This window comes from Gammaproteobacteria bacterium (genome assembly GCA_021647245.1).
Lineage (GTDB): Bacteria > Pseudomonadota > Gammaproteobacteria > RBG-16-57-12 > RBG-16-57-12 > JAFLJP01.
The window spans coordinates 1-18,595 of record JAKIVC010000023.1 but is presented as its reverse complement, the minus strand read 5'-3'; the positions used below and the strand labels follow the sequence as shown (position 1 = coordinate 18,595).

At 48.5% G+C, this 18,595-nt stretch carries 19 protein-coding genes; 8 read left to right on the top strand and 11 right to left on the bottom strand.

Annotated elements, in window-relative coordinates; genetic code table 11:
- Positions 1–89 precede the first annotated feature (89 nt).
- Both L3J94_08000 and L3J94_07995 read right to left on the bottom strand, forming a co-directional pair.
- Positions 90–1,637, bottom strand: coding sequence for a hypothetical protein (locus L3J94_08000; protein ID MCF6218683.1), 1,548 nt, complete (start codon positions 1,635–1,637; stop codon positions 90–92).
- A gap of 66 nt (positions 1,638–1,703) precedes the next feature.
- The gene (locus tag L3J94_07995) at positions 1,704–1,973 is read right to left on the bottom strand and encodes a helix-hairpin-helix domain-containing protein (GenBank protein ID MCF6218682.1); all 270 of its coding nucleotides are present in this window, start codon (positions 1,971–1,973) and stop codon (positions 1,704–1,706) included.
- 272 nt (positions 1,974–2,245) lie between these two features.
- On the opposite strand from L3J94_07995, the gene hflD reads away from it, so the two are divergent.
- Positions 2,246–2,893 carry a high frequency lysogenization protein HflD gene (gene hflD, locus L3J94_07990; protein ID MCF6218681.1) on the top strand — a complete coding sequence of 216 codons (648 nt, stop codon included), beginning with the start codon at positions 2,246–2,248 and terminating at the stop codon, positions 2,891–2,893.
- Here hflD and L3J94_07985 read toward each other — a convergent pair.
- From L3J94_07985 to L3J94_07970, 4 genes are all read right to left on the bottom strand, one after another.
- Positions 2,885–4,702: a tetratricopeptide repeat protein gene (locus L3J94_07985; protein ID MCF6218680.1), complete on the bottom strand. Its 1,818-nt coding sequence runs from the start codon at positions 4,700–4,702 to the stop codon at positions 2,885–2,887. The genes hflD and L3J94_07985 overlap by 9 nt on opposite strands.
- A 46-nt stretch (positions 4,703–4,748) precedes the next feature.
- Entirely contained in the window at positions 4,749–5,915 is a 1,167-nt protein-coding gene (locus L3J94_07980) for a nucleotide sugar dehydrogenase (GenBank protein MCF6218679.1), read from the bottom strand.
- Between the two features lie 104 nt (positions 5,916–6,019).
- Positions 6,020–6,199 (bottom strand): hypothetical protein, encoded by a 180-nt coding sequence (locus tag L3J94_07975; protein MCF6218678.1) that lies wholly within the window; start codon positions 6,197–6,199, stop codon positions 6,020–6,022.
- The gene (locus L3J94_07970; protein ID MCF6218677.1) at positions 6,196–6,357 is read right to left on the bottom strand and encodes a hypothetical protein; all 162 of its coding nucleotides are present in this window, start codon (positions 6,355–6,357) and stop codon (positions 6,196–6,198) included. The genes L3J94_07975 and L3J94_07970 overlap by 4 nt, the downstream gene beginning before the upstream one ends.
- Before the next feature lie 24 nt (positions 6,358–6,381).
- On the opposite strand from L3J94_07970, the gene hpnD reads away from it, so the two are divergent.
- From hpnD to L3J94_07955, 3 genes are all read left to right on the top strand, one after another.
- Positions 6,382–7,245, top strand: a complete 864-nt coding sequence (hpnD, locus tag L3J94_07965; GenBank protein MCF6218676.1) for a presqualene diphosphate synthase HpnD — start codon at positions 6,382–6,384, stop codon at positions 7,243–7,245.
- A 52-nt stretch (positions 7,246–7,297) separates the two neighbouring features.
- Entirely contained in the window at positions 7,298–8,053 is a 756-nt protein-coding gene (locus L3J94_07960) for a YciK family oxidoreductase (protein ID MCF6218675.1), read from the top strand.
- Positions 8,054–8,246: 193 nt separating this feature from the next.
- The gene (locus L3J94_07955; GenBank protein ID MCF6218674.1) at positions 8,247–9,167 is read left to right on the top strand and encodes a GGDEF domain-containing protein; all 921 of its coding nucleotides are present in this window, start codon (positions 8,247–8,249) and stop codon (positions 9,165–9,167) included.
- Positions 9,168–9,251: 84 nt separating this feature from the next.
- Here L3J94_07955 and L3J94_07950 read toward each other — a convergent pair whose 3' ends face one another.
- The 3 genes from L3J94_07950 to L3J94_07940 form a co-directional block, all read right to left on the bottom strand.
- Positions 9,252–10,973, bottom strand: coding sequence for a protein kinase (locus L3J94_07950; protein ID MCF6218673.1), 1,722 nt, complete (start codon positions 10,971–10,973; stop codon positions 9,252–9,254).
- A 210-nt stretch (positions 10,974–11,183) separates the two neighbouring features.
- Entirely contained in the window at positions 11,184–11,999 is an 816-nt protein-coding gene (locus L3J94_07945; GenBank protein MCF6218672.1) for a formate/nitrite transporter family protein, read from the bottom strand.
- Between the two features lie 234 nt (positions 12,000–12,233).
- Positions 12,234–13,262 (bottom strand): glycosyltransferase family 4 protein, encoded by a 1,029-nt coding sequence (locus tag L3J94_07940; GenBank protein MCF6218671.1) that lies wholly within the window; start codon positions 13,260–13,262, stop codon positions 12,234–12,236.
- A gap of 346 nt (positions 13,263–13,608) precedes the next feature.
- Between L3J94_07940 and ylqF the strand changes: the two genes are divergently transcribed.
- The 4 genes from ylqF to L3J94_07920 all read left to right on the top strand — a co-directional run bounded on the left by ylqF (position 13,609) and on the right by L3J94_07920 (position 17,372).
- Entirely contained in the window at positions 13,609–14,472 is an 864-nt protein-coding gene (gene ylqF / locus L3J94_07935; GenBank protein ID MCF6218670.1) for a ribosome biogenesis GTPase YlqF, read from the top strand.
- The gene (locus L3J94_07930; protein ID MCF6218669.1) at positions 14,465–15,307 is read left to right on the top strand and encodes a S1-like domain-containing RNA-binding protein; all 843 of its coding nucleotides are present in this window, start codon (positions 14,465–14,467) and stop codon (positions 15,305–15,307) included. The genes ylqF and L3J94_07930 overlap by 8 nt, the downstream gene beginning before the upstream one ends.
- Entirely contained in the window at positions 15,304–15,648 is a 345-nt protein-coding gene (locus L3J94_07925) for a hypothetical protein (GenBank protein MCF6218668.1), read from the top strand. Before L3J94_07930 ends, L3J94_07925 begins: the two co-directional genes overlap by 4 nt.
- A 131-nt stretch (positions 15,649–15,779) precedes the next feature.
- Positions 15,780–17,372: an ABC-F family ATPase gene (locus L3J94_07920; protein ID MCF6218667.1), complete on the top strand. Its 1,593-nt coding sequence runs from the start codon at positions 15,780–15,782 to the stop codon at positions 17,370–17,372.
- 71 nt (positions 17,373–17,443) lie between these two features.
- On the opposite strand, the gene grxD is transcribed toward L3J94_07920, so the two are convergent.
- Together grxD and L3J94_07910 are read right to left on the bottom strand one after the other, a co-directional pair.
- A complete protein-coding gene (grxD, locus tag L3J94_07915) occupies positions 17,444–17,770 on the bottom strand; it encodes a Grx4 family monothiol glutaredoxin (GenBank protein MCF6218666.1) in 327 nt (108 codons plus the stop codon).
- 125 nt (positions 17,771–17,895) lie between these two features.
- The coding region (locus L3J94_07910) for an HDOD domain-containing protein (protein ID MCF6218665.1) at positions 17,896–18,595 on the bottom strand (700 nt) is incomplete at its 5' end.

The following is an 18,595-nucleotide window of genomic DNA, read 5'->3' as shown; positions in this document are numbered from 1 at the left end:
CTCAACGTCAACAGCCTCCTGATTATCTGCTATTAGAAATGGCTCAGAAGATTAACACAGTATAAAGCCAATATATAAGCAGAAAAGTGTTACTGTGCAGAGGCAATCGCAGAAAATCGATAGATGAGTGACAGCTGAATCAGATGAGCACTCAACGACCCTTCCAGTGCTTCAAAGCGCCCTGCCACCGCTTCCAGTGCAATTTGTTTATTGATTTCATACTCGGCGGTTAAATAGTAATGCCCCACCAGACCATCGCCAACCGCTAAACCACCACCACCCGCCGAGCCCACACCCACTTCCCCCCCAAAAAATAGCGCGTTTGTAATGGGCTGTCGATACCCTAAAGCAAACATCCCCGCAGCATATCCGCCAGCCCCTCCGGCATAGGCACCGATGGCTTGTCCAGAGAGGTAGAGGTTCGGTGTTACAAACAGATCCACCGCCATACCCACCAGATCCACTCGCACGTTATTCGCGACACCTGAGCCTGGCTTTCGCATCACACTCCCGGTTACTGGAAGGTAACTTTGATGCAACATGCGCACGCGCCAATCACGACGCGTCAAACCAAGGTCGGTTAGCAGCGGTCTGGATAGCGTTGAAATACCGAGTGAATCATATTGATAGCCCGCAGATAGCGTATAACTGGTAGCTGAAAAATCACCACCGGGTGCGATAATATAGCCCGCCTCAAGCCCAAGGGTGAATGCGTCACTCAACGACAGGCTTAAACCCAGCTCGGTGGCAACAATAAAGCCCCCTCCGGTCTCCACCCGGCCACCTCCCGCAGATCCTGCTTGCAGCTCAACATTACCGGTTATAACCGATGTAAGTGGCCACGCCACACCTGCAATCAACCCGAGCTGGGCAAACCCATCAACTTCACCACCATTAGCACCGTAGGTTGCCAAGCCGGTATAAAATGAGTCCACAGGAAAATAGCGTATCTTGGCACCCAGCAGCCGCATGGCATCCGGGTGGGTTCGCCCTGTGGTCATTCGGGAGCCTGAAGTGGGGTAGTACTGTTTAAACTGGGCTAAAAACTGATAGCGTTCAAGGCCAACATTTTTACCCACATTCAATAAAGAGAGCAGATCATCATCCAGATTTGCCACATCATAATCTACAGGCGAGAAGAGCGAGTCAAAGCGTCGACGATAACCCAATGTCAACTGTTCGCTACTGATGTCACCATTTGGGAACTGTACACCACTCACACCCAAAGAGTAGGTGTTATGGCCTGATAGGTACTCAACGGCGAGTGACTCTCGCAACATCAAACCGCCCCCTTGTGGCGCAGAGCCACCACCACCACCACCCACAAATCCACCGACATTGAGTTGCCATGAGGTGCTTAAAGGGAAAGTTCGGCCAAACTCAAGACCAATGGTATAAAAACCACCCCGCTGCCCACTGACCGCGCTGTATGTTCCCAAGCCACCGTACCATGGCCCCTGCCGACGCAGATAGCTGCCGCCCAAAAGCCCCATGGACTCCTTTCCTGGCAGAAGTACATTCTCATATGTAAAGCGATACTCACCCACGAGGGGCGTTAACTGATCAGCAAAGCTTACCGCTGGCATTATGGTGAGCGCCAACATCAGCGCCAACAGGTTGTTTTTATAAAATGTCATTTTGAACCAATAAAAAAACCGGGACCAGAGAATAGGGCCCGGTTATAAAAGTCAGTGTACTGATCCCTACTGTTGCGTGGCGGTTAAAATTTTGCGATTGGCCTCAACGGTCTTGCGCCCAATGCCTTTAACCTTGACCAGTTCATCAACTGACGAAAAAAGGCCATTCTTTTCACGGTAACGTACAATATCCAACGCTTTTTTATCACCCACGCCCTTCACATGCTTGGCGATCGTCGAGTGATCTGCGCTGTTAATATCCACCACCACATCCGCCATCAAAACAACTGGCAAACACAACCATAGCAACAATAAAACCATCTTAATTCGCGACATAATATACCCTCCATAGTATTTCCTTGTCTGCACACGACTAACCCGAATAATTCATACCTTGCGCACAATTTGATAAAACACCCGAGTTAATTCAGTGCACTGAAAAGGTAGCGACATCCACAGCTAACGTCAAGCACTACTGTAACCCCCTGCACCTGTCATTTTTTACGGAGGTGGAAATCACTCTCATTTATTCTAAAGATCACTATATAATAGGGCGACCACTGACCTACAACAAAAAAACTGAACAACCACCCACCTAAGAGAGAATGATGAGTCAGCATACAATTGAAGAGCGTGTTATTGCGCTGGCAGCACTTTATCAAGCCACCGCACTCGTACAGCAAGCGGCACGAAGTGGGCAAGTCGAAAGTGAGCCTTTTCGGCGTTCAATCGAAAGTATATTGGTTACTGATGCTACAAATAGTGCTGAAATCTATGGTGGAATCGAAGGAGTTGCCCATGGGTTGAAGGCCCTCACCCAGCAGACATCAACCAAAAACCCGCAAGATGTGGAGATCACCCGCTACGCGCTTAGCCTGATACACCTTGAGCGCAAACTAAGTAAGCACCCCAAGTTGCAGCAGCATCTTGGCCAAGGGATCGAAAACGTCATCACCCAAGCTGAGCACTTTTCATCAACCCATGAGAATGTAATTGCAAATTTAGGCGGGCTCTATTCCGATACCATCAGCAACATCCCGCCAAAAATAATGATTGATGGTGAGCAGGGCCACCTGAACAATCCAGCCAATGCAAACAAAGTGCGCGCCCTGTTACTCGCCGGTATGCGTGCGGTTATTTTATGGCGGCAATGTGGCGGCAACCGATTTCAGTTGCTATTTCAGCGCAAAAAATTACTGGCGACTGCTCAAGCTCTTTTATCAAACTTATCACTCCCAACAGACCGGTCAGCGTAGCTGGCAGCGATTACCTGCCACAAGATAGCGACGAGCAAGATGCGCCTCCGCATTTATCCGTTCCGTTTCCGGGAGAGTAAACTGTAAATAGTATTGCCAGCTTTGATACGCATCCGCACAACGCCCCATTCTCTCCTGAATAATGGCACTCATGCGGACATACTCAGCCTTAAAGGGGGCCAACCTTCTCGCCTGATAGGTGAAGTCCAGTGCCTTATCCAAAAAGTTGTCTGGCCTCACCCCTTTGGCGACCTCTTCAAGATGCAGCCATGCCATATTATTTAGCCATGAATGTCCGGTTTTTTGGGTACGATAAGCCATTATGAGGTAGCTGCGGGCTTCCACAAGCCTCCCTTCAAAGAGAAAAATGGTTCCCATCGCCTCAAGGACAGAGGCGTTATCAGGCTCCAGTTTTAGCGCATGTTCAATATTGGGTATAGCATCATCATAATGCCCTTGGTCGATGTAATAACGGCCAAGATTTGACCAGCTACGGGCGCTGTTTGGTGCGTGCTGGGTCGAGTTGATCAACAGCGCCTCCGTTGTCTGCCACTCGGGGATACGTTGGAATGTCGCCGTTGCCAAACCGGCAATTAGCAGCGTGGTCACTGCAAGCAGTGGCCAAGCCATTTTATGGTAACGTTGCAACAGGTAAGCCAGCCCCACTGCAAACAACCCGCTCAAACCCACCAATGGCAGGTACATCCGGTGTTCGAACACCATTTCAAGTCCGATAAAGCTACTCTCCACCGAGAGCGTTACCGGCAACCAGAGCATCAAAAAGGCGATAATACGCAGCCCCCGACGCGACCAAAGATAAATGGCCGTCATACACCAAGCCACTATCGCCAGCAGTGCCACCAGCGTTGAGACCGGATTGAAGAGAGATCGAGAGAGCACAAAGTCATGCTCCAGTGAAAAACGATCGGGTAGTGGCCAGAAAACCTGAGAGAGATAGAAAAAGATAACCCGTGGCTGAGTAAGCAAGCGCTCCTCCATGGTGAAATCACGGATTGCATAAAAGCTATGAAAATAGCGACCTAGGGCACCCACATCAGCAATGGCCAATAGTGCCAGTATCATCCCGCTGGCTATAGGCAATATCAAGACAGTACGGTCAAATCGATTATAAAAAAGAGTTGTGGCGCGATTGCGAACCACACAATACTCGGCCAGTAATATCAACAGCGGTGTTATCCAGGCCAGCTCTTTGCTCATCATTCCGGCCAGCAGTGAGATCAAGCAAATTGCAAAGCCACTGATTTTAGTCAGGGTGTGCTTTGATGAGCGCGCCAAAAGGTAACTCACCACAGAGAGTAGCGTAAACAGTGTTGCCAGCGAGGTCATGCGCTGCACAATATAGCTCACCCCTTGCACTTGTATCGGGTGAAGAGCCCACAGCGCAGCTGCTGAAAAAGCAGCTAACATGATCGGTATTGATGAACGATTAAAATAACGCTGCAACAGCAGCACAAACAACCCCATCACCAGCAGTGCGTTAATCGAATGAATCAGCAGGTTGGTTTGTAAAAAAGCGGCTGCGCTACCTCCACCGCGCCACCAATCGACTGCAAACGTCACACTGGGCAAGGGGCGTGGCGAGTGGTAGGCATTGACACCCGCATCCCATAGGTTATCAAACGAAAATTGCGTCACATGGATAGGGGCGTGTTCGAGAATGCTGTAACGATCATCAAAATGGAATGTATTGTTGCTGTTTTGCTGGTATGTCACGGCGATCAGCAGCAATAACAACAGCGAAAGCACACTAAAAACAAAACCGGGTGATCTAACTACTTTTTTATACATTAGTAACTCTGGTTAACTCGACTTTTATTGCTGGGTTGGCTATTTTTCAGTCACTACAAAAAAGATCACGTGTATATATTTTATCCAAGACATCCTTAATCTCATCTGATAGTCGGTTTGCCACAATCACATCCGAGATCTGTTTAAACTCATCCAGATCCGTCACCACCCTTGAGTTGAAAAACTCGGGCACCTCAAGCACCGGTTCAAAAATCACAACATCAATCCCCTTCGCCTTGATACGCTTCATAATCCCTTGAATGGATGAGGCGCGAAAATTATCAGAGCCGCTCTTCATAATCAGTCGATAGATCCCCACGACGCTGGGGTTACGCTTTATGATTGAGTCGGCAATAAAATCCTTACGGGTGCTGTTGGCATCAACTATTGCACGAATAAGGCTATTGGGCACTTCCCGGTAATTGGCCAGCAGCTGCTTGGTATCTTTTGGCAAGCAGTAACCACCGTAGCCGAATGATGGATTGTTATAGTGGCTACCAATACGCGGATCCAGACCCACACCCTCTATAATTTGGCGGCTGTTGAGACCATGTATCTGGGCATAACTGTCCAACTCATTGAAAAAAGCAACACGCATGGCCAGGTAGGTGTTGGAAAACAGCTTAATAGCCTCTGCTTCTGTCGAATCAATAAACAGCACATCGATATTCTCTTTGTTCGCACCCTCAAGCAGCAGTTCAGAAAATTTTTCCGCTCGCGCAGAACATTCACCAATAATAATACGTGATGGATACAGATTATCGTGGAGTGCTTTGCCTTCCCGTAAAAACTCAGGTGAAAAGATAATATTGTCACACGCCATTTTATTTTTAATTTTAGCGGTATATCCAACAGGAACGGTCGATTTCAGAATCATCACCGCATGCGGGTTAATTGCGATTACATCATGAATAACCGACTCAACCGATTCGGTATTAAAATAGTTGGTTTCAGGATCATAATCGGTCGGTGTGGCGATAATCACAAAGTCCGCGCCAACATAAGCGGCCTTTTTATCCATCGTCGCTGTGAAGTTCAACTCTTTTTTTGCGAGAAAGTGCTCAATTTCACTATCTTGAATGGGTGATTTCCCTGTGTTGAGCAGCTCAATTTTCTCTTGGATAATATCCAATGCCACCACTTCATGGTGTTGTGCCAATAACATGGCATTCGACAAACCAACGTATCCCGTACCTGCAACCGCAATTTTCATAGCTCATTTCCAACTTTACAAGCGAGCATTAGACCATACCCGTTTCCTCACCAGCAAGCGCCAGCGCGTGACATCTGTAGATTACCTACCCAATCTGGATGAGATCAAGGGAGTAAGTTTTTCCGCCCCTCCTGTATCGACTGGGTCGAACCGTCCAAAAACTGGCGCGCCTCCTCCATCATATCCGGGTCGGTGTACAACGGCATCTCCTCTTTAGTGAGAAACAGTGCCAACGCAAACCCAACCACTACACCTACAACAAAACCTAAAACCAATTTATTCATAATATGATGCCATCCACAGCCACTTTCATTTGAATATCTTTAGCATAACCACAATAGCCACGATGACAAGCCTTGAGATTGGAGATAAAACCAAATCGAGCACTTTGCACCATCAGCACCTTTAATAGCGTAGTCAGCTCAGGTACAATGATATTCAATCCCCACAAGCTCACAGATTGACCATGACCCCAGACCAATATTGCCAGGATAAAGCGGCCTCCAGCGGCTCAAGTTTCTACTATAGCTTTATGTTCCTGCCTGCTGAGCAGCGTCAGGCTATTGTCGCCCTTTATGCCTTCTGCCGTGAGGTAGATGATGTTGTGGATGAGTGCAGCGACCCAGGCCTTGCACGCATTAAATTGCAATGGTGGCGTGATGAAATCGGCAAGATTTTTGATGGTGAGCCTACTCAACCTGTTGCGCAGGCGCTTAAACAGAGTGTAAGTAAGTTCAACCTGCCACTGGAGCATTTCCTTGAGATCATCGACGGTATGGAGATGGATCTCAATCAGGTACGCTACCGCAGCTTTAAAGAGCTCCAACTCTACTGCTACCGTGTTGCCTCAGTGGTCGGCCTCATGGCCGCTGAAATATTTGGCTTCGAAGATCGCCAAACCCTCGATTACGCCCTCAACCTCGGGCTCGCTTTCCAGCTCACCAATATTGTGCGTGATGTGCGTGAAGATGCCATGCTCGGTCGCATCTACCTTCCCAGCGATGAGTTGGCTGAATTTGGTGTCAGCGAACAGGATATTCTGAGTGGACAACAGACAGAGGCGGTCACCCAACTCATACGGTTCCAGGCGCAACGCGCCCATGAGTACTATCAAAAAGCTTTTGAACTACTCCCAGAGCCAGACCGTTTCAAACAACGCAGCGGCATTATTATGGCGGCTATCTACCAGGCCACACTCGCTGAAATTGAAAAAGATAACTACAACGTACTCAAGCACCGCATCAAGCTCACCCCGCTACGCAAACTGTGGCTCGCGTGGAAAACAGCACGCAGTGAAAAACGACGCAAAAAAAGCTTTAAAGCAGCATAAACAGTGCGGCACACCAAGCCGTTGATAATCCATTCATATAAAGACAATTATCATGCAGACAATTCCACAAGCGTATCGAGCAGAGGCCGGTTGTTTGGCTGAGCGGGTTATTTTAGTGACTGGTGCCACATCGGGCATCGGTGCAACGGCCGCCGAGACCTTCGCCAACCATGGGGCAACCATTATACTACTGGGACGAAAACAGCGCGCACTTGAGCAAATCTACGACCGAATAGAGGCATCAGGAGCACCCAAGCCCGCCATCATCCCCTGCAACTTGGAGACAGCCACCCGGCAAGACTTCCAAACCTTGGCGGGGAAAATCGAACAGGAGTTTGGTCAGCTGGATGGTATTCTGCACAACGCGGCTACACTGGGTTCGCTAACCCCTATCGAGCACTACTCCGCTGTCGAATGGAATAAGGTGATGCAAGTCAACCTCACAGCACCGGTTTTTTTGACACAAGCCTGCTTAAACATATTAAAAAAATCACCCGATGCCAGCATCCTTTTCACCTCAGACAGCGTTGGCCGCAAGGCACGCGCATACTGGGGAGGATACAGCATCAGTAAATTTGGTATTGAGTCACTCACCCAGATACTGGCAGATGAGCTTGAAGAGAATACCAACATTCGGGTTAACAACATTGACCCAGGTGCCCTGCTTACCCGCTTTCGGAAAAATGCCTACCCCGGCGAAAGCAATGAAGCGCTACGTCAACCCACAGAGATTATGGATGACTACCTCTACCTGATCGGCCCCGACAGCAAAGGTGTCAATGGTGTAGCATTTACCGCCCGCTCCTGATTTTTGACGTTGTTAGCGTCAAAAATGCCGCATAGCGTGCTTGAAAACCGTGAGCGGCCACTCTATTGCCGCTACACGAATACCAGCAACAATAGCTAGTAGCTTGTTTATTAAACGAATAATTACAATAAAATAAAAACGGCATGTTTTTCGCATAATCCCCAGTAAGATCAATTTTCCGGAGATTGTCAAAATGTCTACAGCCATCCCCTTTGTCGCTGACACATTGACCGGCATCACCAGGCAACACAAAAAAAATGTCGTTGTGAACCGTGCCCGTATTGAAGCGTTTAGTGATCAGGCCTCGCAATTCACCGGCCTGCTGCAGACATCACTTGAGCTGCCCGTGGTATTAAATATATTTGCCGAACAGACAGAAAAAGTACTCCCTTTTGCCGGCATCACCTACACCAGCGCCGAGAGCAAAGAGGATATTACTATTGGCGAACGTGGCCGCCACAGCTGTAGTTACCGACTCACCCTAGAAACAGAGACCCTGGGTGAAATTTGCATCAGCCGCCGCCAACACTTTAGCGAAGATGATCTGGAGCTGTTTGAAAAACTGATCGCACTATTGCTCTACCCGCTGCGTAACTGCCTGCAATTCCAAAAAGCGACCAAAGCCGCAAGCAAAGATCCCCTAACAGGCCTGGACAATCGCCGCAGCATGGATGAACACATTGCCCATGAAAGCAAGCTGGCCCTGCGCTACGGCAATCCGCTGGCGATGTTAGTACTCGACATTGACCACTTCAAGCGCATTAACGATAACCACGGGCACAAAGCGGGTGACTGTCTAATAAAGGCGTTTGCTGACGTCATGATAAGTACTGCCCGCACCACTGATTACGCCTTCCGCTATGGCGGTGAAGAGTTTGTAATGCTGCTGCCAAACACCAGCCCCGAAGGTGCAATGCTGGTAGCGGAGCGTATGCGCCAAACCGTAGAACAGACCAAATGCATCTGCCACGGAGAGACCTTAACCATGACCATCAGCATTGGCGCCTCCTATCTCACTAGTCAGGACCGCGATGACAGCTTGTTCCTAAGAGCCGACGACGCACTCTACAAGGCCAAAAACAGTGGTCGAAACCGGGTTTGTAGTAGCGCTTAAGTTGGGGTTAACTCGCCGAGAAAGCATCTGAACAGCTCATGACTGCGTTACGCTGACCAAAACCATCTCATTTATCCCGCGCCTCTATCTGAGTAGCAGTGCGATAATTATAATGGCAAATATCAATGAGACAGATTGCCAAAAAAGCACTGGGTTACGCTCTAGCAGTGGCGGTTTCGTTCTGTTGATAAAGCTTTTATTGGGACGACGCAGGTCATAGATAAATTCTGATATTGTGTCGTATCGCTTAGCGGGATCCGGATGAATCGATTTTTTGATCGCCTCATCAACCCAGACAGGTATTTCACGCTCATCATCCAGCACACCTTGGTATTTCAACCTTCGCTGTGCGGCTTTGGTGCGCGACTTGGCCACATGCGTCCCATAGGGCAGCTTTCCAGATAGCATCTGATAGCAGATCACCCCGAGTGAAAACATATCCGAACGCTCGGTACTCACTTCGCCAAGAAAACACTCTGGTGCGCTATACAGTGCTGTGCCCAACACCTCCTGCTGCTCAATACTGTTCGTAACACCTACCAGGCCGGCCACCCGAACAGAGCCAAAATCGATAATTTTTGCTGTCCCCACCTCATCAATCATAATATTATCGGGCCTCAGGTCCTGATGAAACATCTCCTGACGATGAAAAGCCCGCAACCCGATGGCAATTTGCTCCACAAGGGTGCGCACCTCCTCAATATCAGGCTGAGGATTGTCGGTCATCCACTGTTTCAGCGTCTGTCCTTTGATAAATTCAGTAACAATATAGAGATAATTTCTCTTGCGGGTTTGCAAGCAAGGTTTTAGTACGTGGGCATTATTGATGCGACGAGCAACCCACTCCTCCATTAGAAAGCGCTCCAGATACTCAGGGTTATTGCGAAGATCGACCGAGGGAATTTTCAAAACAACCTGCTCTCTGCTCTCCACATCAACCGCCAGATAGATATGACTACGGTGACTAATTCGCAGCTCACGGATCATCTCATAACCATCAAACACCATCCTCGCTTTAAGCTCGGGAGGAAAGGGTAGTTTGGTCAGTTGCTTATAGGCCTCTCCAACATCTTGACTGGGAAGCTTGTCGATTCTGACAATTTGAACACTGAGGTTATCTGTACTCCCCTGTTGAAAAGCCTCTTTAATAATCAGCGAAGCCGCTTTGTCTAAGTCAGTACCGTGAGAGCGGATTGTCTCAATAATAAAATCATCGGCGGCATACTCATAAACACCATCGGTTGCCAACACATAGAGGTCCCCTACTTCCAAGATAAAGGATTGATAATCCAACTCAAGTTCATCTCCCATACCCAACGCACGTTTCAGATAACTTTTATCCTTTGAAACCCAAAGCCGGTGATCTTCGGTGATCTGTTCGAGACTGTTTTTGAGCAGGCGGTAAACACGGGTATCCCCCACATGAAAAACGTGCGCAGTATTAGAGCGTATCACCAACGCAGTGAAGGTACAGACATAACCCTTATCGGGCAAATAGCGGTAGGGACTGTTGCGGGTTTGCAGGTAAAGCCAGGAGTTGGCCGCCTTCAATACCCGCTGTACAGACGTTTTAACCGTCCAGGATTCTGGCGTGCAAAAGTAGTCTTCCAAAAAACTTTTAATGGCAACTTCACTGGCGTGCTGGCTCACTTCACTGCTGCTGATACCATCGGCCAGAGCAATCGCGATACCCTTTGAGGTTAACAGCGGCTCTTTTGGTACGCAGGCACCATGGAAATCCTGATTAACCTCCTTGCGCCCCTTATCCGACCCTTGGCCAATAGAGACTTTTAACTGATTCAACATCGTAAGCTAACCCATCGCCATACCGGCCGTAAGCAATAAAACAAGAGGAGACCGGTCGTAAAATTGATTTACAACAAAATTACCGGCCGGTTATACAGTTTTTCATTGCCCTTAAAAGCAGAAAATATTGTAACTAATCAGCGCATTCATCACTCACCTCACGTCGAGGAAGAGCATAAACACGCTGCATAGTTACGAAATATTTATGATTTACTTGCTAATTTTTCGATCAGGGCTGGTTCTAACATGGGTGTAATAGAGTGGTAGTGCCACAAACACCAAGCCACCGACCAAATTGCCCAGTACGGTAGGTAGCTCATTCCAGAGAAGGTAATCGGAGACGGTAAAATCGCCGCCCATAATCATTGAGAACGGGAACAAAAACATATTTACGATTGAGTGCTCAAAACCCATATAGAAGAACAACATAATCGGCATCCACATGGCCGCGATTTTACCGGTAGCAGAGGTAGAGATCATCGCCCCCACAACCCCCATAGAGACCATCCAGTTACACAACATGCCACGCATAAAGATGGTCAGCCATCCCTCAACACCATGCTCTTTATAGCCCAGCGTTCGAGACTCACCGATATGCCCCACTTTATCAGCAACGGCACCTCCGTCGATATTGTAACCGTAGGTCAAAACAAAAGACATGATGACGGCAACCGTCAGCGCTCCCCCCAGGTTCCCCAAAAATACCCAGCCCCAGTTGCGCAGCACCTGTCCAATGGTCACACCGGGCCGCTTATCAAGCCAGGCAAGGGGCACTAGGGTAAAAACCCCCGTTAACAAGTCAAACTTCATCAAATACAACATGATAAAGCCCACCGGAAAGAGTATTGACCCCAGTAGCAGCGAGCCGGTTTGAACAATAACAGTAATCGCAAACATCGCCGCAAGCCCAAGCACAGCCCCCGCCATGTAGGCACGAATAACCGTATCCTTGACCGACATATAAACTTTGGACTCCCCCGCATCCACCATTTTTGTAACGAACTCTGACGGCTCTAAATACGACATAACACTCCCCTTTACCCCATAAATATTATTAAAATTACTGTTGTTATTGGGACTTAACCAATCTATACCGTTGAGGCAAAGCAGGTTTTAGGCCAACAACGCAATAATATTAACCAACTGATTATTAGGTGTTTTTTAATGCAAAGAAGATAATCTGCCTGAATGAAAAAACTACCCGCACAAGAACAGTGCAAGGTGCAATCTTATAGTGCAACCACAGACCAACAACAAAAATCACCCAGCCAGAATATTTTGATAATACTCAATGGTGGTGGGAATCACATTCCCCTTGCGATAATGTCGGTTAAACAGGGCCAGTGCGGCTTCTGCTTTCTGCCAACGCTCTGGAGACTGCAATGCCAGCGCCATTGCATCACTTAAAGATACGGGATCCCCCACATCAGCAAAGAAGGCTGTTTCATCGGATAGAATCTCACATGCACCTGTGGTTTTTGTAGTAACGATCGGCACCGCACAAGCCATCACTTCCAGTAAAACGATTCCAAAAGGTTCATCGCGGGATGGCAGTACAAAAACCGCCCCCCGATCAAGGTGCTGCTTCACATCCTCTACCCAACCCACAAAACTAACCTGGTGCTGCAAGCCAAGCTCCAGTAGCCAATTTTGCAACTCATTTCTCCCTACCCCCTCACCGCCAATCAGCAATTTCGCATCCGGTTGCTTCTCGGCGATCAGATGAAAAGCGTGGATCAGATCTATGAAACCTTTTTTGGGTACCATCCGCCCATAAGCTACAAAAATTGGGTTCGTGCTCTTTTTTATTTCAGCAGTCGGTTGAAAATTAGAGAAGTTGGGTATTTTAACGATAGCCTCACCGCTCACCCCCTGACCCTTTAAGTAGTCACGCTGCGCTTCAGTCAGCACAATAAAATAGTTGATGTTTCGGCAATATTTTAATTTGATATTGTTGTGTGTAGTAACCACCGCAGGCAGTGACAACTTGGCTGCTGCGCGCCCACCCATCAGCGCCCCCCGGGAGAGGTGACAATGCACAACGTCCGGCGAAAATCGCTGCATTTTCTTGCACAGGTTGGCCGCTGCAATGAAGTCTATATGGGAGAGAGGGCGGATAAAAGAGGGGTGGATGTTATCGATACCTTCCAGCCGTTTTTTTTGCTGGAAGCGCCTATCCATAATCACCTGAACCTGAATACCCTGCTCAGCCAACCCCTTCACCAGATCAATAAAAATGCGCTCCGCACCACCCCACCCTTTGGATAACATAATTTGAGTAATTCGCATCACTGACACTGCCATCAAATTTAAAGGGTGCCTCTAAAGAGACTGCTATGGAGGCTATAAACATGACTTATTCGTGGCCTCCTCGAAGCACACCAATAGTATTTCCCAATACTTAATTGAACCTGAAGAAGTAGAGAGTAGTGACTTGTCAGCCGATGCTCAGAAGCTTGTCAGAAACGAGAAGAGAGATTAATAAAACCCACAGCCACCCCAAGGTGCACCGCTTTATTCCAAGACCCTCTTGAGTTATTTTCGGCCAACGCAGAGGTTGGCGGGTGATTGATCCGCCAGTTTTTATGGGAATGAGGTAAAATGGTTGCTTTAAGATCTATGTTGAGAGTGAGTGATGGCGGTTAATTGGTATCCTGGGCATATGAACAAGGCTCGCAAAGAGATGAAAAAGGTGATGCCCAGTGTCGACCTGGTAATTGAAGTGATGGATGCCAGAATCCCTTTCAGTAGTGAAAACCCCACGGTGACGGAGCTGCGCGAAGATCGCCCTTGCATCAAAATTCTCAATAAAAATGATCTGGCAGACCCCAAGATCACCCCGCTCTGGCTCGACTACTACGAACAAGAGCATGGCGTAAAAGCAGTGGCTTTGAGCTGCACACACCGCGCCCATGTGCGCGGCAAAATATTAGAGCTTGCCCGCAAGCTACTTCCTCATCGCAATGATGAGTTCCTGAAACCGATTAGGGCAATGATTATGGGAGTGCCCAATGTGGGCAAATCGACACTGATTAATGCACTGGCAGGCCGCAGTGTGGCAAAGGTGGGAGATGAGCCTGCCGTCACAAAACAACAACAGAAGATCTATCTAGAGGGTGGCATTGTACTCTCGGATACGCCCGGTATTCTCTGGCCACGCATGGGAAGTGCCGACTTTGGTTACCGGCTTGCGGTGTCAGGTGCGGTAAAGAACACCGCCATTGAGTTTGAAGATGTGGCGCTGTATGCCGCAAACTATTTTTTAAAGGCCTACCCCGAGGTGATGCTCACACGCTATAAACTCAAGCAGTTACCGGAGAGTGATCTGGCACTGCTGGAGGAGATTGGCCGCAAACGGGGAGGATTACGGCCCGGCGGCCGGGTTGATATGCACAAGGCTTCCGAGGTGCTATTGAATGATTACCGAAGCGGTGCGCTCGGGCGTGTAAGCCTAGAGAGCCCCGCAATGATTGAAGAGGGTGAACAATCCCATGATTGAAGTTGGCCAGTTTAATACCCTTCGGGTGGTAAAAGAGGTGCCGTTTGGTCTCTATCTAGAAGGGGGAGAGTGGGGTGAAATTTTACTGCCTAATAAGTTTGTACCGAGCGGGAGTTCTGTGGGCGATGAACTGGCGGTATTTCTCTACTTCGATTCAGAAGATAAAATTATTGCCACTACCCAGCGCCCCAGAGCAACGCTAGGGCGCTGCGCCTACCTAAAAGTAATTGATGTTAACCGTGTGGGTGCCTTCCTCGACTGGGGGCTGGATAAAGATCTGCTGGTACCCAAGCCCGAGCAGCGTCGCCCAATGGAGAAGGGGAAGTCCTATATTGTCTATCTAAAGCAAGATGGCGAGGGGCGACTTGTTGCCAGCTCCAAGTATGATCGATTTCTCGATAAGTGGCGCTGTCGCTTGATGGAGGGTGATGAGGTGAACCTGTTGATCGCGGAGAGCAGTGACCTAGGACATAAGGTCATTGTGAATGATAGCTACTGGGGCTTGGTGCACTTTGAGGATGTTTTTCAGGAGCTGCGTTACGGTAAACGGATGCGGGGTTACATTAAGCGGGTGCGGGATGATGGCAAGCTGGATGTGACCCTAAGCAGAACCGGTAGCGATAAAATAGCTGATCTGGCCGAACGTATTGTTGCCACCTTACACAAAGAGGGTGGCTTTTTACCCCTGCACGATAAAAGCTCTGCTAGTGAGATCAAGCAAGTACTGGGTGAAAGCAAAAAAAGCTTTAAACGCGCCATTGGCCATCTCTACAAAAAAAATCTGATTGTTATTGAGGCCAATGGTATTCGCTTGGTGAAGGGTGAGGCCGAGTGAAAATATATATTCTGGCGGAGCACGATGAGTTAGCCAAAATTGCGGAGCCCATGGCAGAATTGATTGCAAACTGGTTAACCGAAATGGCATGCCAGCATCTTTCGCTGATCGCGCCAAGTGGTGATGATATGTCGGTGGGATTAAACCTGGAGACCGGCAAGAAAATCTCTTTGAAAGCACCGCTTAACTTCCTCTACTCTCTGGCTAAACAGCACCAAGCCGAATTTATTGTGGGCCGGATAAACGCCGATGGCTTACGGGAAAATATCTGTTTTTTCGGCCATGAAGAGGGTCGCCCTGATATTAATGAAATAGCACACTATTTGGGGCTGAAACGCTGAAGCCTACTACTTTTACAAGCACTTGAAACTCCCCTGAAAAAATCTCTATCGGTCAGCCCCCTTTTATCTGCCACATACGCTACAATAGCGCCCTTTTATCTGTTCAATATTTAGACACTCAGGAACACGCTATGCTCACCACCGCCAATATCACCATGCAGTTTGGTGCCAAACCTCTTTTTGAAGATATCTCCGTCAAGTTTGGTGAGGGTAATCGTTATGGCCTGATCGGCGCTAATGGCTGCGGTAAATCGACACTCATGAAAATATTGGGCGGCGACCTGGAACCTTCCGAGGGCAATGTCTCTAAAGGGCCCGATGAGCGCCTGGGTAAGCTACGCCAAGATCAGTTTGCCTATGAGGAGTGCAGTGTGCTCGATACGGTGATTATGGGGCATGAAGAGCTATGGGAAGTGAAGAAGGAACGTGATCGCATCTACTCATTGCCGGATATGTCGGAAGCTGATGGTATCAAGGTTGCCCACCTTGAAGTGGAGTTTGCGGAGATGGATGGTTACACCGCTGAATCACGCGCTGGTGAGTTGTTGTTGGGGGTTGGTATTCCGATTGAACTGCATACCGGTTCCATGAGTGAAGTGGCTCCTGGTTGGAAATTACGGGTGCTACTGGCCCAGGCGCTCTTCTCTGACCCGGAAATTTTACTCTTGGATGAACCCACCAATAATCTGGACATTAATACCATTCGCTGGTTAGAGGGCGTGTTGAATCAGCGCAACTGCACCATGATTATCATCTCTCATGATCGCCACTTCCTAAACAGCGTCTGCACCCACATGGCCGATCTGGATTTTGGCGAGTTGCGCGTATACCCCGGCAATTACGACGACTACATGCTAGCGTCAACACAAGCCCGTGAACGCCAGCTGTCAGATAACGCCAAAAAGAAGGCGCAAATTGCCGAATTACAGCAGTTTGTCAGTCGTTTTTCAGCGAATGCCTCAAAAGCGAAACAGGCTACCTCTCGCGCCAAGCAGATCGATAAAATTGAGCTGGATGAAATCAAGCCCTCCAGCCGTGTCAACCCATTTATCCGCTTCGAGCAGGCAAAAAAGCTTCACCGCCAAGCCGTTGAAGTCACCGCGTTAGGAAAAAGTTTTGACGGCAAGGTGCTGTTTAATAATTTGAATTTAATGATCGAGGCCGGCGAGCGCATTGCTATCATTGGCCCGAATGGTATCGGCAAAACAACACTATTACGCTGCCTGGTGGGTGAGCTTGAACATGAAAAGGGCAAGATAAAATGGGCAGAAAATGCTCAGCTGGGTTATTTTGCACAGGATCACGCCGCAGACTTTGCTGAGGATGAAAACCTGACGGACTGGATGGGGCGCTGGAGTAAAGAGGGAGATGATGACCAGATGATCCGTGGCACGCTGGGGCGTTTGTTGTTTGGCCGCGACGATTTGGCCAAATCCATTAAGGTGCTCTCTGGTGGAGAGCAGGGACGAATGCTGTTTGGCAAACTGATCCTGCAAAAGCCCAATGTCTTGCTGATGGATGAGCCAACCAATCACCTGGACATGGAGTCGATTGAATCACTCAACCTGGCACTGGAAAACTTTCCTGGCACCCTTCTGTTCGTAAGCCACGATCGTGAATTTGTCTCATCAATTGCAACCCGTATTATTGAGATCACCCCGGATGGGGTTAAGGACTTCTCTGGCAGTTATGACGACTACCTGCGTAGTCAGGGTGTTGTATAAGCTCAACTCGTACCCCTAACTTAGAAGTGGAGAGAGGCTGGGGGTGTGGTACCCCCAAGCTGTGATGCAGGTTAAGCGGTCGATTTGGCGTTAGCAGTTTCCATCATTTTTTTCAGTTCACCTGTCTCAAATAGCTCCAGGGTAATATCACAACCACCAATGAGCTCACCATCGATATAGATCTGCGGAAAAGTTGGCCAATCAGCAAACTTGGGTAGCGCCTCGTAGATCTCCATATCTTCGATGATGTTCACATAGGAAAACGCCTGTTCACAAGCGGCTAACGCTTGAGACGCACGGCTGGAAAAGCCACAAGAAGGGAGCTGAGGTGATCCTTTCATATAGATAACTACAGGGGTTTCAGCTACTTGCTTCGCAATACGTTCTAAACCAGTCATTCAATTACACCCTCTAAGTTCTGACACTGAATAAGCGCCTAGTCCTACATTTTAAAGTTAAAATCAACGCATACCTTACCATATTTGTCGGCTATTATGCAAAGCAGTAGAGCTGCAACCTACTCTCAAAGCATAAACCGTTCACCCAATTTTTCGTGGGACTCATCAATGATGGATGTCAACTGCGACTCACTCAGGTTCAACGTCTCCAACAACTTCGGCACTTGCTGCTGTGTGTGCTGATAAACCACAACCAAATCATTCTCATGTAGTTGCTGATCGATATTGTGAGCCAGTGCCAATATGGATGCCTGACACTGGGCATTGCTGCCATCATTAGCAGCCGCGTTACCACTCACCTCTATTTTTTCAGCAATCCCGTACAGCTGTTTGATCGCATCCATCGATGTCGAAGGCATATGAAGTGTGCTGGCTATCCAGTCGATCAACACCTCGCGATCTAGCTCGAAAGCCTGCTCCTCTAACTGATCATACCCTTGCTCCTCACTACACAACTTGAGTTGACCATCACACGCTTCAGGGAAATTGGCTGCCAGGGTCATCGAGCTAATATCATGAATAATACCGGTAAACTCCATCTCTTCCGCTAGCTGGCGGCTGATTTTCGCACCAATCAGCTTACTGATCAGAGCAATTGAGAAAGAGTGCTCCCAGAGTTTTTCAACGGCCACACTCCGCACATCCGAAAAAGAGCGCATCGCCGCCAGTGTCACTACCAACTTGACATTTTTCGCCCCCAGAAGGTTGATCGCATTACGCACACTGGTCACCTCCTGGTAGCGACGATAGAGGGGCGAGTTTGCA